This is a genomic window from Streptomyces sp. NPDC002057, assembly GCF_040296665.1.
Taxonomy (GTDB): Bacteria; Actinomycetota; Actinomycetes; order Streptomycetales; family Streptomycetaceae; genus Streptomyces.
Genome location: NZ_JBEOXR010000003.1, coordinates 1 through 16,276, shown reverse-complemented (window position 1 = coordinate 16,276; position 16,276 = coordinate 1). Strand labels below are relative to the sequence as shown.

The window sequence follows — 16,276 nt, the reverse complement described above, 5'->3', positions numbered from 1 at the left end:
GCCCGAAGTGAGGCCTTGCCCCATCCCTCCTCAGGAGGCGACTCATGAGCGCAGTAAAGCCGGCCCCGGTCGAGGACCAGGGTGCCGCACCCGGCAGCGAAGAGAAGCCGATCCACATTCTCTGGATCAACGCGGGTCTGAGCTGCGACGGCGACTCGGTGGCCCTGACCGCCGCCATGCAGCCCAGCATCGAGGAGATCGCCCTCGCAGGGCTGCCGGGGCTGCCCAGGATCGCGGTCCACTGGCCACTGATCGACTTCGAGTGCGGCCCGGTGGGCGGCGCCGACACGTTCATCGAGTGGTTCTTCAAGGGGGAGCGGGGCGAGATCGACCCGTTCGTCCTGGTCGTCGAAGGATCGATCCCGAACGAGGCCATCAAGCAGGAGGGCTACTGGAGCGGCTTCGGCGACAACCCGGAGACCGGTCAGCCCATCACCACGAGCGAGTGGATCGACCGGCTGGCACCGAAGGCGCTCGCGGTGGTCGCGATCGGCACCTGCGCCACGTACGGCGGCATCCACGCCATGGCGGGGAACCCGACCGGCGCTATGGGTCTCCCGGACTATCTGGGCTGGGAGTGGAAGTCCCATGCGGGCATCCCCATCGTGTGTGTGCCCGGCTGCCCCATCCAGCCGGACAACTTCGCGGAGACGCTGACCTACCTGCTCTACCAGGCGGTCGGCTCCGCCCCGATGATCCCGCTCGACGACAAGCTCCGTCCGACCTGGCTGTTCGGGGCGACCGCGCACGAGGGCTGCGACCGGGCCGGCTACTACGAGCAGGGCCAGTTCGCCTCGACGTACGACTCGCCCAAGTGCCTGGTCAAGCTGGGCTGCTGGGGGCCGGTCGTCAAGTGCAACGTCCCCAAGCGCGGCTGGATGAACGGCATCGGCGGCTGTCCGAACGTCGGCGGCATCTGCATCGCGTGCACGATGCCCGGATTCCCCGACAAGTTCATGCCGTTCATGGACGAGCCTCCCGGCGGCAAGGTCTCCAGCACCGCCAGCGGCGTGTACGGCTCGGTCATCCGCCGGCTGCGGACCATCACGGCCAAGACCGTGGACAAGGAGCCGAAGTGGCGGCACACCGGCGACCGCATCACCACCGGCTACCGGCCGCCCTGGTGACCGTCACCTCACCGCACCGGCGTCCGCGCGGCTGACGCCGGTGCACCCCCGGCCCCCCCGCAACTCCCATCCATCTCCCTGTTCGAGAAGTCGAAGAGCTGACGAAAGGCACCGCAAAGACCATGGCACCTCGGACGAAGACGACGGGTGACGACTCCGGACTGGTGGAGATGGCCTGGGATCCGATCACCCGGATCGTGGGCAGCCTCGGCATCCACACCAAGATCGATTTCAAGCAGAAGCGCGTCGCGGAGTGCTACAGCACCTCCTCCGTCTTCCGCGGCTACAGCGTCTTCATGCGGGGCAAGGACCCCCGCGACGCGCACTTCATCACCAGCCGCATCTGCGGCATCTGCGGAGACAACCACGCCACCTGCTCCGTGTACGCGCAGAACATGGCGTACGGAGTGAAGCCCCCGCACCTCGGTGAGTGGATCATCAACCTCGGCGAGTCCGCGGAGTACATGTTCGACCACAACATCTTCCAGGAGAACCTGGTCGGGGTCGACTACTGCGAGAAGATGGTCCGCGAGACCAACCCCGGGGTCCTGGAGCTCGCCGAGCGCACCGAGGCGCCGCACGCCGCCGAGCACGGCTACCGCACGATCGCCGACATCATGCGCTCCCTCAACCCCCTGGAGGGCGAGTTCTACCGCGAGGCGCTGCAGGTCAGCCGCTACACCCGCGAGATGTTCTGTCTGATGGAGGGGCGCCACGTCCACCCCTCCACGCTCTACCCCGGTGGTGTCGGCACCATCGCGTCCGTGCAGCTGTTCACCGACTACATGAGCCGTCTCATGCGGTACGTGGAGTTCATGAAGCGAGTCGTCCCGCTCCACGACGACCTCTTCGACTTCTTCTACGAGGCGCTGCCCGGCTACGAGGAGGTCGGTCGCCGCCGTGTGCTGCTCGGCTGCTGGGGCGCGCTCAACGACCCCGAGCACTGCGACTTCACCTACGCCAACATGACCGACTGGGGCCGGCGGATGTTCGTCACCCCCGGTGTCGTCGTCGACGGCAAGCTGGTGACCAACGACCTCACCGAGATCAACCTCGGCATCCGCATCCTGCTCGGCAGCTCGTACTACGAGGACTGGCAGGGGCAGGAACAGTTCGTCACCCACGACCCGCTGGGCAACCCGGTCGACCCGCGCCACCCGTGGAACCAGCACACCATCCCGGCCCCGCAGAAGCGGAACTTCGACGACAAGTACAGCTGGGTCATGTCCCCGCGATGGTTCGACGGCAAGGACCACCTGGCACTGGACACCGGCGGCGGCCCCCTCGCACGCCTGTGGTCCACCGCGCTCTCCGGCCTCGTCGACATCGGCTACATCAAGGCCACCGGGCACAGCGTCGTCATCAACCTGCCCCGCACGATGACCAAGCCGGAGACCACGTTCGAGTGGCGGATCCCGAAGTGGAGCAACGCCCTGGAGCGCAACCGCGCCAGGACCTACTTCCAGGCGTACGCGGCCGCCGTCGCCCTGCACTGCGCCGAGAAGGGCCTGGAGGAGGTCCGCGCCGGACGCACCCAGACGTGGGAGAAGTTCGAGGTCCCGGACGAGTCCATCGGCGTCGGATTCACCGAAGCCGTACGGGGCGTTCTCTCCCACCACATGGTGATCAGGGACGGCAAGATCGCCAACTACCACCCGTACCCGCCCACCCCGTGGAACGCCTCCACACGGGACACGTTCGGCACCCCCGGTCCGTACGAGGACGCGGTGCAGAACACCCCGATCTTCGAGGAGAACACGCCCGAGAACTTCAAGGGCATCGACATCATGCGCGCCGTGCGCAGCTTCGACCCCTGCCTGCCGTGCGGCGTCCACATGTACACGGGCAACGGCAGGACCGTGAAGCAGATGCACGTGCCCACCGGCCTGAGCGGTCTGGCCGGATGAGCGCGACCACCGCCGAAGAGGCGGGCCGACGGGTCGAACAGGTCCTGGACCGGCTGGCGGAGAACGGCGACACCGAGGCCTGCGCGGCGGCGGAGGAAGTCGTACGCGTCCTCATGGAGTTCTACGGCAGCGGCATCGCCCGCGTCGTGGACCTCCTCGGGCGCCCCGCCGCCCGCCCGCCCGCCGACCCGCTCGGCCCGCTGCTCGCGGACGAACTCGTCGCGAGCCTCCTGAACCTGCACGGACTGCACCCGGAGGACGCGCCGACCCGTATCGACCGTGCCCTGTCCGCCCTGCCCCAGCCCGTGGAGAACGCCGGATTCGACCCGGCGACGGGCGTGCTGCGGCTGCGGGTCACGGCCTCGTCCGGATGCGGCTGCGCCGGCACCCAGGAGTCCGTCCGGCAGGCCGCCCTGGACGCCCTCGCGTGCTTCGCCCCGGAGGTCACCGGCGTGGAGCTGGAGACCGGCGCCCCGCGCCAGCCGGCCCTGCTCCAGATCGGCACCCGTCCCACCCTCGCGGGCGCGGACGGCCGCTCGTCGGCCGTCTCGTGAACGGGCCGCCGAACAGCGCCGCCCGGCCCCAACGGCCTACGGGCCTGCGCCGGTTCACCACCCCGCGCCCGCCCCGCGAGGAACGCTGCGAACTGTGCGGGGCACCGCTGGCGGCCGAGGAACGCCATCCGCATCTCGTCGACACGGACAAGCGCGCCCTGGTCTGCGCCTGCCGCCCGTGCTCGCAGCTCATGGACCGCTCCGGCGCCTCCCCGGGGCGCTTCCGCGCGGTCCCCGGCCGCTTCCTGAGCGATCCGGGCCACCGCATCGACGACCGTGCGTGGGAGTCGCTGCGGATCCCGGTCTCCGTCGCGTTCTTCTTCCGCAACTCCGCCCTCGACCGGCCGGTGGCGCTCTACCCGAGCCCCGCCGGGGCCACCGAGAGCGAACTGGAGGACGAGGCCTGGCAGTCCGTCCTCGACGCCACCGGGCTCGCCGCCCACCTCGAACCCGACGTGGAGGCCCTGCTGCTGCGCCGCCACGAAGGCCGTACCGAGTGCTTCCTCGTACCGATCGACCTCTGTTACGAACTGGTGGGCCGCATGCGACTGCACTGGCAGGGCTTCGACGGAGGCGCGGAGGCACGGGCCGACCTCGACGCCCTCTTCGCCCACGTACGGGAGCTGGCCCGCGAGCCGCAGGGGAGCCGGCCGTGACCGAGTTCTCCTTCACCTGCACCGACGTCCGCGCCGATGCCTACGCGGCCGGCCCCACGCTCGTGTTCCGGCTGCGGATCACCGCCACCGGCGGCACCCGGGTCCATGCCATGGCCCTGCGCTGCCAGATCCGTATCGAACCCGCCCGGCGCGGCTACGACGACCACGAGGCCGCGGCCCTGGGCGACCTCTTCGGCGAACGATCCCGGTGGGGCACCAGCCTCAACCCGGTCCAGTTCGCCCAGGCCTCCGTCATGGTGCCCGGCTTCACCGGTGAGATCGAGACCGACCTCGTCGTGCCGTGCACCTACGACACCGACATCGCCGCGTCCCGCTACTTCCGGGCCCTCTCCGACGGCGAGATCCCGCTGCTCCTGCTCTTCTCCGGCACCGCCTTCACCGGCGCCGGCGGCTTCCACGTCGAGCCCGTTCCCTGGGACAAGGAGGTCTCCCACCGCATGCCCGTGAAGGTCTGGCGCGAGATGATCGACCAGCACTTCCCCGGATGCGGCTGGATCCGGCTCCAGGGCGACGCCATGGACGCCCTGCTCGCCTACCGCTCCCGCCGGGCCCTCCCGTCCTGGCAGGCCACCGTCGAGTCCCTGCTCGAAGCGGCGGGGGAGAGGACACGATGACGACCGTCGCCTTCACCCCCGGCACCGAGGCGCGCTTCGCCGTCGCCCGCCACGTCGCCGACGCCGTCCTCTTCGAGGGGTACGTGCTCTACCCGTACCGCGCGTCCGCCGCCAAGAACCGGCTGCGCTGGCAGTTCGGGGTCCTGGTGCCACCGTCCTGGAGCGCCGCCGCGGAGGAGCACGACCTCCAGCACACCGAGTGCCTCATGGAACCGAGGACCGGTGCCGAACTCGCCGTGGAGGTCCGCTTCCTGCGCGCCCAGCGGCGCACCGTCGAGGAACTCCGCGCCGACGGGACCTTCGCGCCGACCGGCGAACTCCACCTGGCCGACCGCATCCTGGTGCCCTGGGACGAGGGAGTCGAGGAGCGGGTCACCCTCGTCGTCCCCGTCGGCGAACTGAGGGGCGACGGCGCCGCCCTGCCCTTCGCCCGCCCCGCCGCCGAAGAGGTGGAGGACGTCACCGACGCCGCAGGGCGCGTCCTCGGGCGACTGGTACGCCGGCGCGAGGAGATCAGGGGCACGCTGCGGATCTCGGCGGCCGAACTCGACGGCCCGTACCGCGTCGAGCGCCTCTCGGTCACGGTGGAGAACAGCAGCGCGTGGACCGCCGGTCAGGACACCGACCGGCACGCGGCACTGCCCCACTCCCTCGTCGCCACGCACACGCTGCTCCGTCTCGACGGCGGCTCCTTCCTGTCGATGACCGACCCGCCGGAATGGGCCAAGGGCGCCGTCGCCGCCTGTCGCAACCTGCACACCTGGCCCGTCCTGGCCGGTGAACCCGGTCGCGACGACCTGATGCTCTCCTCGCCGATCATCCTGGAGGACCATCCGGCCATCGCGCCCGAGAGCCCAGGGGCCCTCTACGACGCGACCGAGATCGACGAGATCCTCGCCCTGCGCACCGCCGCCCTCACCGACGAGGAGAAGCGCGAGGCCAGAGGGACCGACGCCCGAGCCGCGGCCGTGATCGAGCTGGCGGACACCATGCCGCCCGAGGTCCTGGAGCGTCTGCACGGAGCCGTACGCAGCCTGCAGGGCGTCACCGGGCCGCCGAAACCGGCAGACGGCGTCCTCGTACCGGAGACGCCCTGGTGGGACCCGGCCGGCGACACCGACGTCGATCCGGGCAGCGACCACGTCCTCGTCGACGGACACGCGGTCTCCGCGGGCAGCAGGGTCGTCCTGCGCCCACGGCTGCGCCGCTCGGACGCCCAGGACCTGTTCCTCGACGGGCGCACCGCCCTGGTGGAGGCGGTCGTCCACGACGTCGACGGCGGGGTCCACATCGCGGTGACCGTGGAGGACGACCCGGGCGCCGACATCCGCCGCGAGCAGGGCCGGTTCCTCTACTTCCAGCCCGACGAGGTCGAAGCCCTGGAGGACAGGTGAACGGCCCCGCGGCCGACTCCCCGGTGCCCGGCACGGCCCGCACCCTCGTGGCGGGGGTGGGCAACATCTTCCTCGGCGACGACGCGTTCGGCGTGGAGACCGTGCGCCGGCTCGCCCAGGAGGAACTCCCCTCCTCCGTCCAGCTGACCGACGTCGGAGTCCGGGGCGTCCACCTCGCCTACGAGCTCCTCGACGGCTGGGACACCCTCGTCCTGGTCGACGTCACCGCCCGCGGCGGCGAACCGGGCGCGCTGTACCTGATCGACGCCTCGGCGGCCGACGACCGCGGCTCCGGCACGGAGCCCGCGCCGCTCGACGGCCACCGGATGACCCCCGACGCCGTTCTCGCCCTGCTCGACACCCTGTGCGCGGGAACCGGCGCCGCGCCGCCACGGCGGATCCTCGTCGTCGGCTGTGAACCGGCCTGCCTCGACGAGGGCATCGGGCTCAGCCCCCAGGTCGCCGCCGCAGTGCCCGACGCGGTGCGGATGGTGGCCGAACTGGTCCGCCAGGAAGCCGTCGTATGAAGACCGAAACGGAGAGCACCATGCGCAGGAACGTCATCGGCGCCGCAGCCGCCGTCACCGCAGCCCTGGCCGTCCTGGCCGTCGTCGTGGGAGTCCTCCCCGACGTCCGGCGCTATCTGCGCATCAGCAGGATGTGACGCCCGGCGGGTTCGGTGGCGGCGGCTGCACCGAACGGACGACACCGCCGTCGGGTCCCGGCGCGCCGGGCGCACCCCCGCCGCGCCCCGTCCTCTAATGGCGCCCGAGACCCACCCCCGCGCCCAGGACGGAGACCGATGCACGAGATGTCCCTCGCGGTCGCCGTCGTCGATCAGGTCGAGACCGCGGCCAGGTCTCGCGGTGCCGTCGGCGTCAGCAGCATCGAGCTGGACGTGGGCGAGCTGGCCGGCGTCGTCGCCGACGCCCTCGCCTTCTGTTTCGAACTCGCCTGCGCCGGAACCGTCGTCGAAGGCGCCGAGCTGATCACCCGTACCGTCCCGGGCACCGCGCGCTGCGAACCGTGCGCCGAGGTCTGGCCGGTCGGCATGCCGCCGCGGCTGCTCTGCCCCGGCTGCGGCGCCGCGGCCGACGCACTCGTCTCCGGCCGCGAACTGCAGATCCGTCGGGTCCGCTGGGCCGACCCCGAAGCGGCACACGAACGACAACACCAACCGATCACCGAGGAGAGCTGAGCATGTGCCGAGCCGTCGATCTCCAGCGCGCCGTCCTCGCCAAGAACGAGGCCGCGGCACACATCCTGCGCACCGAACTGACCGCCCGCGGCACCACCGTGGTCAACCTGCTCTCCAGCCCCGGAAGCGGGAAGACCGCGCTGCTGGAGCGTGAACTGCGCCTCGCCGCCGAACAGGGCGTCAGCACGGCCGCGCTCACGGCCGATCTGGCCACCGAGAACGACGCCCGCCGCCTGGCCCGCTCGGGAGCCCCCGTCAAGCAGGTGCTCACCGACGGTCTCTGCCATCTGGAGGCCGACATGGTCGCCCGGCACCTGCACGACTGGCTGCCGGAGTCCACCCGGCTGCTGTTCGTCGAGAACGTCGGCAACCTCGTCTGCCCCGCCGGCTACGACCTGGGGGAGTCCCTGCGCGTCGTGCTCGCCTCGGTCACCGAGGGGGAGGACAAGCCGCTCAAGTACCCCACCGCGTTCGGCCTCGCCCAGCTGGTGATCGTCACCAAGACCGACATGGCCGACGCGGCCGAGTTCGACGAGGCGGCCTTCCGCGCCAACGTGCAACAGGTCAATCCCGGTGTCGAGATCGTCCTCAGTTCCGTGCGTGACGGCCGCGGCGCCGGCGCCCTCCTCGACCGGGCCCTCGCGACGGCCGAGGGGAACCGCGTCCACACCCCGGTGATGGCCCAGGCCGGCGCGTGACCACGGCGCGGCCCGGACCCACACCCGCCACGGCCCCCCGGCGCAGCCGCGTGGTCGTCCGCGGTGTCGTGCAGGGCGTGGGCTTCCGGCCCTTCGTCTACGCCCTCGCCACCGGGCTGCGCCTGTCCGGCCACGTCACGAACACGGCGGACGGAGTCGTCGCGGAGGTCGAGGGAGACCCCCAGGACGTCGCCGCCTTCTGCGACCGGCTCGCGCCCGACGCCCCGCCCCTGGCCCGGGTGGAGTCCGTCGAGTCCGCCGAAGTGACCGCGAACGGCGCCAGCGGGTTCACGATCGTGCCCTCCCGCCAGGGCGGCGCCGTCCGCACCCTCGTCCCGCCCGACACCGCCACCTGCGAGGACTGCCTCGCGGAGCTCGCGGACCCGACCGACCGCCGGTACCTGCACCCCTTCATCACGTGCACCCACTGCGGCCCGCGGTTCACGATCGTCACAGGCCTGCCGTACGACCGGGTCCACACCACCATGGCCGGCTTCCCGATGTGTCCGGAGTGCGCCCGTGAGTACGCGGACCCGGCCGACCGCCGCTTTCACGCCCAGCCCGTCGCCTGCCCCCGCTGCGGCCCCCGCCTGCGGCTGGTCACCCCGCCGGACGGCCCCGCCCCCTCGGGCATCGAACCGGACCCGGATTCCGGCAGCGACCCGATCGGCGCCGCACGCCGGATGCTCCTTGCCGGTGCGATCCTCGCCGTCAAGGGCCTGGGCGGGTTCCACCTGGCCTGCGACGCGACGAACCCGGACGCGGTGGCCGCACTGCGCCGTCGCAAGGCGCGCGGTGACAAACCGTTCGCGATGATGGCCGCCGACCTCGCCGACATCGAGCCGCTCGCACACCTCGGTTCGCTCGAACGTGAACTCCTGACCGGCGGCGTCCGGCCCGTCGTCCTCCTCCGCCGCCGCGACGACCCCCGGCCCCGCCACGGGGCCGCTCCGGCGCGGGAGGTGGCGCCGGGCAGCCCGGACCTCGGCTTCATGCTCCCGTACACCCCCGTGCACCACCTCCTCCTCGGCCTCGGCGCAGCCGACCCGGACGGGCCCCGGCTGCTGGTGATGACCAGCGGCAACCTCTCGGGCGAACCCATCGTCACGGACGACACGGAGGCGCTGACCAGGCTCGCCGGTCTGGCGGACGCCTGGCTGCTGCACGACCGGCCGATCCATGTGCCCTGCGACGACTCCGTCGTCCGTGTCTGCGACGGCGAGCCGCTGACGCTGCGCCGCTCCCGGGGCTATGTGCCGCTGCCGGTCGCCCTGCCCGTCGAGGTCGCCCCCTCCCTCGCCGTGGGCGGGGACCTGAAGAACGCCTTCTGCCTGGGCGACGGCCGCCAGGCGTGGCTCTCCGCCCACATCGGCGACATGGACGACCTCGCCACCCAGCTCGCCCTCGCCACCGCCGAGCGGCAGCTGGAGTCCGTCACGGGCGTACGGCCCCGTCTGCTCGCCGCGGATCGCCACCCCGCCTACCGATCCACCCGATGGGCCCGCGAACACGCCGCCGGGCGGCCCGTCGTCCCCGTACAGCACCACCACGCCCACGTCGCGGCGGCGATGGCCGAGAACGGCCTCGACGGCACGCGCCCCGTGATCGGCGTGGCCTTCGACGGCACCGGCTACGGTCTCGACGGCGCCGTGTGGGGCGGTGAGTTCCTTCTCGCGGACTACGCAGGCTTCTCACGGCTCGCGCACCTCGCCTACGTACCCCTGCCGGGCGGCGACGCGGCCGTACGACGGCCCTACCGCATGGCTCTGGCGCACCTGCGGGCCGCGGACCTCACCGCAGACCCCGCACTGCCCGCCACACGAGCCTGCGCTCTGGGAGAACTACCTCTCCTGGAAAGGCAGTTGGAGCGCCAACTCAACTGCACACCCACATCCAGCATGGGGCGCCTCTTCGACGCCGTCTCCTCCCTCGCGGGGATCTGCCACCACGCGCGATACGAGGCGCAGGCCGCGATCGAGCTGGAGGCCGCGGCCCTGCGCGCACCCGGCGTGGCGGAGGACGGACGGTACGTCTTCCGGTTCGGCTCGCCGCAGGCCGGTGCTCCGCTCACCGCCGACCCCGCACCCATGCTCGCTGCGGTGACCGCCGACGTCCTCGACGGGACCCCCGCAGCCGTCGTCGCGGCGCGGTTCCACCACGCCGTGGCCCGCCTGGTGCGTACGGTCTGCGCCACCGCCCGCGGCGAGACCGGAGTGGAGACCGTCGCCCTGACCGGGGGAGTGTTCGCCAACACCCTGCTCTCCTCGGCCTGCGCCGAAGGACTGCGGGAGGACGGCTTCACCGTGCTGCGCCATCGCCTGATCCCGCCGAACGACGGCGGTCTGGCCCTCGGCCAGCTCGTCGTGGCCGCCCGGGTCACGGACCAGGAGGCCCCCGGCACGCCACGACCAGAGCGACAGTAGAGGAGAGACCCATGTGCCTGGCGGTACCCGGAAAAGTGCTGGACGTCGAGGACCGGGACGGCACCCGGATGGCCACCGTCGACTTCGGCGGAGTGGTCAAGGAGGTGTGCCTGGAGTACCTGCCGGACCTGAAGCCCGGTGAGTACGCCATCGTCCACGTGGGCTTCGCCCTCCAGAGGCTCGACGAGGAGTCGGCCAAGCGGACGCTGGAGCTGTTCGAGACCCTCGGCATGCTCCAGGAGGAGTTCGGCGATCCGTGGGAAGCCGCGGAGGCGGCCGGGCGCGCAGGGCAGGAGCAGGACAACGTCCCCGGAGAGGTACGGCCGTGAAGTACATCGATGAGTTCCAGAACCCGGACCTGGCGAAGCGGCTGCTCGACGAGATCCGCGCGACGGTGACCCGGCCCTGGGCCCTGATGGAAGTCTGCGGCGGCCAGACCCACAGCATCATCCGCCACGGCATCGACCAGCTCCTGCCGTCGGAGATCGAGCTGATCCACGGCCCCGGCTGCCCGGTCTGTGTCACCCCGCTGGAGATGATCGACAAGGCCCTGGAGATCGCCTCCAGACCCGGGGTGATCTTCTGCTCCTTCGGTGACATGCTCCGCGTCCCCGGCACCGGCCGCGACCTGTTCCAGGTCCGAGGGCAAGGCGGCGACGTCCGGGTGGTCTACTCCCCGCTGGACGCGCTGCGGATCGCCGAGCAGAACCCGGACCGCGAAGTGGTCTTCTTCGGCATCGGCTTCGAGACCACGGCCCCGCCCAACGCGATGACGGTCCATCAGGCACGCAAGCGAGACATCCGCAACTTCAGCCTGCTCGTGTCCCACGTCCGCGTTCCACCGGCGATCGACGCGATCATGCAGTCCCCGGACTGCCGCGTGCAGGGCTTCCTGGCCGCCGGCCACGTGTGCAGTGTGATGGGCACGGCCGAGTACCCCGCGCTCTCGCAACGCCACAAGGTCCCGATCGTGGTCACGGGATTCGAGCCGCTGGACATCCTGGAAGGCGTACGCCGGACCGTGATCCAGTTGGAGCGAGGCGAGCACACCGTCGAGAACGCCTACCAGCGCGCCGTCACCGACCGCGGCAACCCAGCGGCACAGGCGATGCTCAGCGACGTCTTCGAGATCACCGACCGGGCCTGGCGCGGCATCGGCGTCATCCCGGACAGCGGCTGGCGCCTCTCCGGACGCTACCGTGACCACGACGCCGAACACCGCTTCTCCGTCGAGGGCATCGACACCCGCGAGCCCGCCGAGTGCCGCAGCGGCGAAGTCCTCCAGGGCCAGCTCAAACCGAACCAGTGCGAGGCCTTCGGCACCACCTGCACACCCCGCTCCCCGCTCGGCGCCACGATGGTCTCCAGCGAGGGCGCCTGCGCCGCGTACTACCTCTACCGCCGACTCGACGCGGCCACCCCGGAGGAGCGCCCGTCCGCAGCGGCCCGCGCCGCCGCCGGCACCTCGACCCCGGTCACCGCCTCCCTGGAGGGCAGCTCCCTTGCCTGACACCACCGTCAGCACCACCCCGGCGGCCGACGCCACGCCGTCGGCACCCGACATGCTCGCCTGGACCTGCCCGGCGCCGCTGCGCGACCACCCCCGCATCGTCATGGGCCACGGCGGCGGAGGAGCACTGTCCGCCGAGCTGATCGAGCACGTCTTCGCGCCCGCCTACGGCGGACCGGCCCTCGCGCACACCGCCGACGCGGCCGAGATCCGGATCGGCGGCGCCCGCCTGGCGTTCTCCACGGACTCCTTCGTCGTGCGCCCGCTGTTCTTCCCCGGCGGCAGCATCGGGGACCTCGCCGTCAACGGCACCGTCAACGACCTCGCCATGAGAGGGGCGCGGGCAAGCCACCTCTCCTGCGGCTTCATCCTGGAGGAGGGCGTCGAGACCGACGTCGTCGCCCGCGCGGCGCAGGCCCTCGGCGCGGCGGCGCGCACCGCCGGCGTACAGATCGTCACCGGCGACACCAAGGTCGTGGAGGCCGGTCACGGCGACGGCATCTACATCAACACCTCGGGCATCGGGCTGATCCCCGAAGGAGTCGACCTGCGCCCGCAACGGGTGGTGCCCGGAGACGTGGTGATCGTCAGCGGCCCGATCGGCATGCACGGCGTGGCGATCATGAGCGTACGGGAGGGCCTCGAATTCGGTGTCGAGATCGACAGCGACTGCGCCCCGCTCGGCGGCCTCGTCGAGGCCATGCTCGCCGTCACCCCGGACCTGCACGTGCTGCGCGACCCCACGCGCGGCGGACTCGCCGCCTCACTGAACGAGATCGCGACGGCGTCGGGCACCGGCGTCGTCATCCAGGAGCGCGCCGTTCCGATCCCGGAAGCGGTCGGCAACGCCTGCGCGGTGCTCGGACTCGACCCGATGTACGTGGCGAACGAGGGCAAGCTCGTAGCCTTCGTCCCGCGCGAGCAGGCGGACGCCGTGCTGGCCGCGATGCGCGCCCACCCCCTGGGCCGCGAAGCGGCGGTCATCGGTGAGGCGGTCGACTCCCACCCGGGCATGGTCGTCGCCCGTACCGGCCTCGGCGGCACCCGCGTCGTCGACATGCCGCTCGGGGAGCAGCTGCCCCGGATCTGCTGAACTCAGGCCCGGCGGCCGCGCCGCTCACGAGAGGTGTCGAGGGTCCACGTGTGGGTGCAGTTCGGGCACTGCAGGTGGACCCGGGGCCCGTTGTTCCCGATCAGATAGCGCCAGTGGCTCCGGCAGTTCCGGCGGTCCAGGCAGCTCGCGCAGTCACGGGCGTCGTCGCAGCCGGGACACGCGACCCAGGCCCGCCGGGCCGGATCGGCGTGGGGATCAAGAGGAAGACGCACGGCCCGGCACCTCCCCGGGCAGCACACCCGCCGCGACCAGCATGGCGTGGACCCTCTGCTGCTCCTCGTCCAGGCCGGAGTACAGCAGGACGTGTGCCGCCTCCTCCTCGCGCAGTACGGCCACGGGGTCCCAATCGGGCCCAAGCGCTGCGACGACCTCGGCACGCCGACGCGCCTCCTCGACGGTGAGGTCGATGCTGAAGTCGACGAGGTCGGAATGAGGGTCGGGACCGTGGTTCATGAGCAGCTTTCGGGGGTGAATCGAACACGTACGCCACCACCTCTACCAGAGCGCACGGCCACTGCAGAAGTGCCCGACCTGCCTCAGACGGCCCCTGTGGCGCACCTCATGCCGAACAGGTGGAGGCCCTTGACGGAGGGTGATGGGCAGGGGCGCTCATGGCGACGAACGGCGTGTTGGCGTGAGGGGCCGGGGGCACGCGGCACGGTGGTGACGGTGGGTGGCGCAGGGCTACAGCGACCCGAGGGCGGGGTCTCGCGCGCGGACCAAAACGCCCGCGAGCAGGCCCGCGGTGCCGCCACCGACTACGCCACTCTCGTCGCCCGTCTCGGAATCGACCCCGACGAGGCCCTGCGCATCGTCCAGGCGGCCCTGACCCGCCACGCCACATCCACGACCTGAGACCGCCGCACCGCCACGCAGTAGATCCGCCCACCCGATGTGCCGGAGAGCGGCTGATCGGCACCCAATGTGGCAGGCACGGCTCTGGAGAGCAGCCTGACGGACAGGGCGCCATCGGGTGGAGCCTGATCGTCAGCCGGGGTGAACTCTGGTGCTCACGCCGCCCCGTGGGCGCCCCTGTCACCAGTTTCATCGGGAAGATCGAATATTTGGGCGGGCTGTGGGGTAGGACGCTGATCGGGCGCCCTCCCTAGGCGGAAGGTTCCTCCTCTTACCCCGACCGGGTACTCCCGGCGAGATCGAAGGACAGCGGTATGGCCAGCGGCATCGTGAAGTGGTTCAACTCCGAAAAGGGCTTCGGATTCATCGCGCAGGACGGCGGCGGACCGGACGTCTTCGCGCACTACTCCAACATCAACTCCTCCGGCTTCCGCGAGCTGCAGGAGGGCCAGGCCGTCACCTTCGACGTCACCCAGGGCCAGAAGGGCCCCCAGGCGGAGAACATCACCCCCGCCTGACCCCACTGCAGTGCGTGCGCGACCAGGGCCTCCGCGAAGCATCGCTGCGCGGAGGCCCTGGCGTGTCCGGCCGTCGCCGCCTGCGCCATCGCCCCCGGAGCCGTTCGTACTGCCCCGCTGGCCGCTAGCTGCCGGGGCGGAGGCGGTCAGGTGTCGAGGCGGTGGCCCCCGAGTCGGGTGACCATCTGCGGGTCGCGGTGGTCGAAGAACAGGGAGCTGCCGGTGTCGAGGGTGGCGATCCGTGCCATCTGCTCGTCGGTGAGCCGGAAGTCGAAGACGTCGAAGTTCTCGGCCATGCGCTCGGCACGCACCGACTTGGGGATGGTGATGACGCCGCGCTGGACGAGCCAGCGCAGCACGACCTGAGCGACGGACTTGTCGTGCTCCCTGCCGATCTCGGCCAGGAGGGGGTGGGTGAAGAGGTCGTTCCTGCCTTCGGCGAAGCCGCCCCAGGACTGGATCTGCACCCCGTGCTCGCGCATGAGGTTCTGGTAGTCGGCGCGCTGGAAGAAGGGGTGGGTCTCGATCTGGTTGACCTGCGGGGTGATCTCGTTGTTGGTGATCAGGTCGATCAGGCGGTCGGGGTAGAAGTTGGCGACGCCGATCGCCTTCGCCGTCCCCGCACGGTTCAGCGCTTCCATGGCACGCCACTGGGCGTAGACGTCGCCGAAGGGCTGGTGCATCAGGTACAGGTCGACGTGGTCCAGTCCCAGCTTGTGCAGGGACGTCTCGAACGCTCGCTTGGCGTTGTTCTCGGCGGGTGCGTCCTGGACCCACAGCTTGGTGGTGACGAACAGGTCCTCGCGCGGGATACCGCTGGACCTGATGGCGCGGCCGACGGCCTCCTCGTTGCCGTAGGCGGCGGCCGTGTCCAGCAGGCGGTAGCCGACGGCGAGGGCGTCGGAGACGGCGCGTTCGGTGTCCTCGGCGGGGATCTGGTAGACGCCGAAGCCGAGGAGCGGCATCTCGACACCGTTGTTCAAGGTCACGTACTGCATGTGGGGGAGTCCTTCGCGGTGAGAGCGGGAGCAGGGGCAGAGGCGGATCAGGGGCCCTGAGGACCTGGCGGTCCGCCATGGTGCGGCAGTCGTCCGGGGTCTGGTCGAGGGTGAAGGCCTCGTCGACGACGCGGCCGGGAGCGGTGGCGTCGTCCAGGACCGAGCCGAGCGCGGTTATCGAGGGCCTGGCGGGAGCCGATGGCCTTGATCACCTTGTCCACAGGCGCAGGGCCGTAGATCTCGGCCGTGTAGACGAGCGTGACGCCCAGCTCCAGCGCCCGGTGCACGGTCCTGATCGACTCCGCCTCGTCGGCGCCCACGCCGGTGTAGCCGTGCGACATGCCCATCGCGCCCAGCTCGATCAGGGAAACCCTCCAGGTCACGCAGTTTGATGTCCCGCATCTCGCCCTCTCCGGTTCGTGGTGATGCCAGGCCGGTCCCTTCGCCACTCTCGCCCAGCCCGCCGGGCGGTGCCTGTCGTGACCCGGACGGTGAGGGTGATGGCGGCCTCAGCCGCGCGGTGCGCCCCCACCTGAAGCTGCTTGCTGCCGATCGACCGCGGGGATTCCAGGATCTCGTACGCCGGCCGTGACGAGCGGACCGCCGCCGACCGTGCACGAACTCGTTGGCCGAGTCCCTTCAGCGGTCGCAGGCATGGCCGTGGGCCCACCACCAGACAGGTGGTGGGC

At 71.3% G+C, this 16,276-nt stretch carries 19 protein-coding genes and 1 pseudogene; 16 read left to right on the top strand and 4 right to left on the bottom strand.

The window, feature by feature from the left end; translation table 11 throughout:
* Nucleotides 1-44 precede the first annotated feature (44 nt).
* The 14 genes from ABT129_RS03390 to hypE all read left to right on the top strand — a co-directional run bounded on the left by ABT129_RS03390 (nt 45) and on the right by hypE (nt 13,195).
* Complete coding sequence (locus tag ABT129_RS03390) at nt 45-1,127, top strand: NADH-quinone oxidoreductase subunit B family protein (protein ID WP_351895977.1); 1,083 nt, start codon at nt 45-47, stop codon at nt 1,125-1,127.
* A 122-nt stretch (nt 1,128-1,249) separates the two neighbouring features.
* The gene (locus ABT129_RS03385) at nt 1,250-3,034 is read left to right on the top strand and encodes a nickel-dependent hydrogenase large subunit (protein ID WP_351895974.1); all 1,785 of its coding nucleotides are present in this window, start codon (nt 1,250-1,252) and stop codon (nt 3,032-3,034) included.
* Nucleotides 3,031-3,588 (top strand): NifU-related iron-sulfur-binding protein, encoded by a 558-nt coding sequence (locus ABT129_RS03380; protein WP_351895972.1) that lies wholly within the window; start codon nt 3,031-3,033, stop codon nt 3,586-3,588. The genes ABT129_RS03385 and ABT129_RS03380 overlap by 4 nt, the downstream gene beginning before the upstream one ends.
* Complete coding sequence (locus ABT129_RS03375) at nt 3,585-4,244, top strand: DUF5947 family protein (RefSeq protein ID WP_351895970.1); 660 nt, start codon at nt 3,585-3,587, stop codon at nt 4,242-4,244. Before ABT129_RS03380 ends, ABT129_RS03375 begins: the two co-directional genes overlap by 4 nt.
* A complete protein-coding gene (locus tag ABT129_RS03370; protein WP_351895967.1) occupies nt 4,241-4,879 on the top strand; it encodes a DUF6084 family protein in 639 nt (212 codons plus the stop codon). The genes ABT129_RS03375 and ABT129_RS03370 overlap by 4 nt, the downstream gene beginning before the upstream one ends.
* Nucleotides 4,876-6,273, top strand: a complete 1,398-nt coding sequence (locus ABT129_RS03365) for a hypothetical protein (protein WP_351895966.1) — start codon at nt 4,876-4,878, stop codon at nt 6,271-6,273. Before ABT129_RS03370 ends, ABT129_RS03365 begins: the two co-directional genes overlap by 4 nt.
* Nucleotides 6,270-6,800, top strand: a complete 531-nt coding sequence (locus tag ABT129_RS03360; RefSeq protein ID WP_351895964.1) for a hydrogenase maturation protease — start codon at nt 6,270-6,272, stop codon at nt 6,798-6,800. The genes ABT129_RS03365 and ABT129_RS03360 overlap by 4 nt, the downstream gene beginning before the upstream one ends.
* A complete protein-coding gene (locus ABT129_RS03355) occupies nt 6,797-6,937 on the top strand; it encodes a DUF6893 family small protein (RefSeq protein ID WP_351895961.1) in 141 nt (46 codons plus the stop codon). Before ABT129_RS03360 ends, ABT129_RS03355 begins: the two co-directional genes overlap by 4 nt.
* Before the next feature lie 138 nt (nt 6,938-7,075).
* A complete protein-coding gene (locus ABT129_RS03350) occupies nt 7,076-7,471 on the top strand; it encodes a hydrogenase maturation nickel metallochaperone HypA/HybF (RefSeq protein WP_351895960.1) in 396 nt (131 codons plus the stop codon).
* A gap of 2 nt (nt 7,472-7,473) precedes the next feature.
* Nucleotides 7,474-8,169: a hydrogenase nickel incorporation protein HypB gene (hypB, locus tag ABT129_RS03345; protein WP_351895958.1), complete on the top strand. Its 696-nt coding sequence runs from the start codon at nt 7,474-7,476 to the stop codon at nt 8,167-8,169.
* Nucleotides 8,166-10,592: a carbamoyltransferase HypF gene (gene hypF, locus ABT129_RS03340; protein WP_351895955.1), complete on the top strand. Its 2,427-nt coding sequence runs from the start codon at nt 8,166-8,168 to the stop codon at nt 10,590-10,592. The genes hypB and hypF overlap by 4 nt, the downstream gene beginning before the upstream one ends.
* A gap of 11 nt (nt 10,593-10,603) precedes the next feature.
* Entirely contained in the window at nt 10,604-10,921 is a 318-nt protein-coding gene (locus ABT129_RS03335; RefSeq protein ID WP_351895953.1) for a HypC/HybG/HupF family hydrogenase formation chaperone, read from the top strand.
* Nucleotides 10,918-12,102: a hydrogenase formation protein HypD gene (gene hypD, locus ABT129_RS03330; protein ID WP_351895952.1), complete on the top strand. Its 1,185-nt coding sequence runs from the start codon at nt 10,918-10,920 to the stop codon at nt 12,100-12,102. The genes ABT129_RS03335 and hypD overlap by 4 nt, the downstream gene beginning before the upstream one ends.
* A complete protein-coding gene (gene hypE, locus ABT129_RS03325; protein WP_502981637.1) occupies nt 12,095-13,195 on the top strand; it encodes a hydrogenase expression/formation protein HypE in 1,101 nt (366 codons plus the stop codon). Before hypD ends, hypE begins: the two co-directional genes overlap by 8 nt.
* 2 nt (nt 13,196-13,197) lie before the next feature.
* On the opposite strand, the gene ABT129_RS03320 is transcribed toward hypE, so the two are convergent.
* Together ABT129_RS03320 and ABT129_RS03315 are read right to left on the bottom strand one after the other, a co-directional pair.
* Nucleotides 13,198-13,428: a hypothetical protein gene (locus ABT129_RS03320; protein ID WP_351895949.1), complete on the bottom strand. Its 231-nt coding sequence runs from the start codon at nt 13,426-13,428 to the stop codon at nt 13,198-13,200.
* Nucleotides 13,412-13,669, bottom strand: coding sequence for a DUF6400 family protein (locus ABT129_RS03315; protein ID WP_351895947.1), 258 nt, complete (start codon nt 13,667-13,669; stop codon nt 13,412-13,414). The genes ABT129_RS03320 and ABT129_RS03315 overlap by 17 nt, the downstream gene beginning before the upstream one ends.
* Nucleotides 13,670-13,885: 216 nt before the next feature.
* Here ABT129_RS03315 and ABT129_RS03310 point away from each other — a divergent pair, with 216 nt between their 5' ends.
* Together ABT129_RS03310 and ABT129_RS03305 are read left to right on the top strand one after the other, a co-directional pair.
* Entirely contained in the window at nt 13,886-14,071 is a 186-nt protein-coding gene (locus ABT129_RS03310) for a hypothetical protein (RefSeq protein ID WP_351895945.1), read from the top strand.
* Nucleotides 14,072-14,385: 314 nt separating this feature from the next.
* Entirely contained in the window at nt 14,386-14,589 is a 204-nt protein-coding gene (locus ABT129_RS03305) for a cold-shock protein (protein ID WP_351895942.1), read from the top strand.
* A gap of 146 nt (nt 14,590-14,735) precedes the next feature.
* Here ABT129_RS03305 and ABT129_RS03300 read toward each other — a convergent pair whose 3' ends face one another.
* The gene (locus ABT129_RS03300; RefSeq protein ID WP_351895940.1) at nt 14,736-15,587 is read right to left on the bottom strand and encodes an aldo/keto reductase; all 852 of its coding nucleotides are present in this window, start codon (nt 15,585-15,587) and stop codon (nt 14,736-14,738) included.
* A gap of 206 nt (nt 15,588-15,793) precedes the next feature.
* Nucleotides 15,794-15,989, bottom strand: a pseudogene (locus ABT129_RS03295) (aldo/keto reductase); the annotation flags it as partial.
* Nucleotides 15,990-16,276 lie beyond the last annotated feature (287 nt).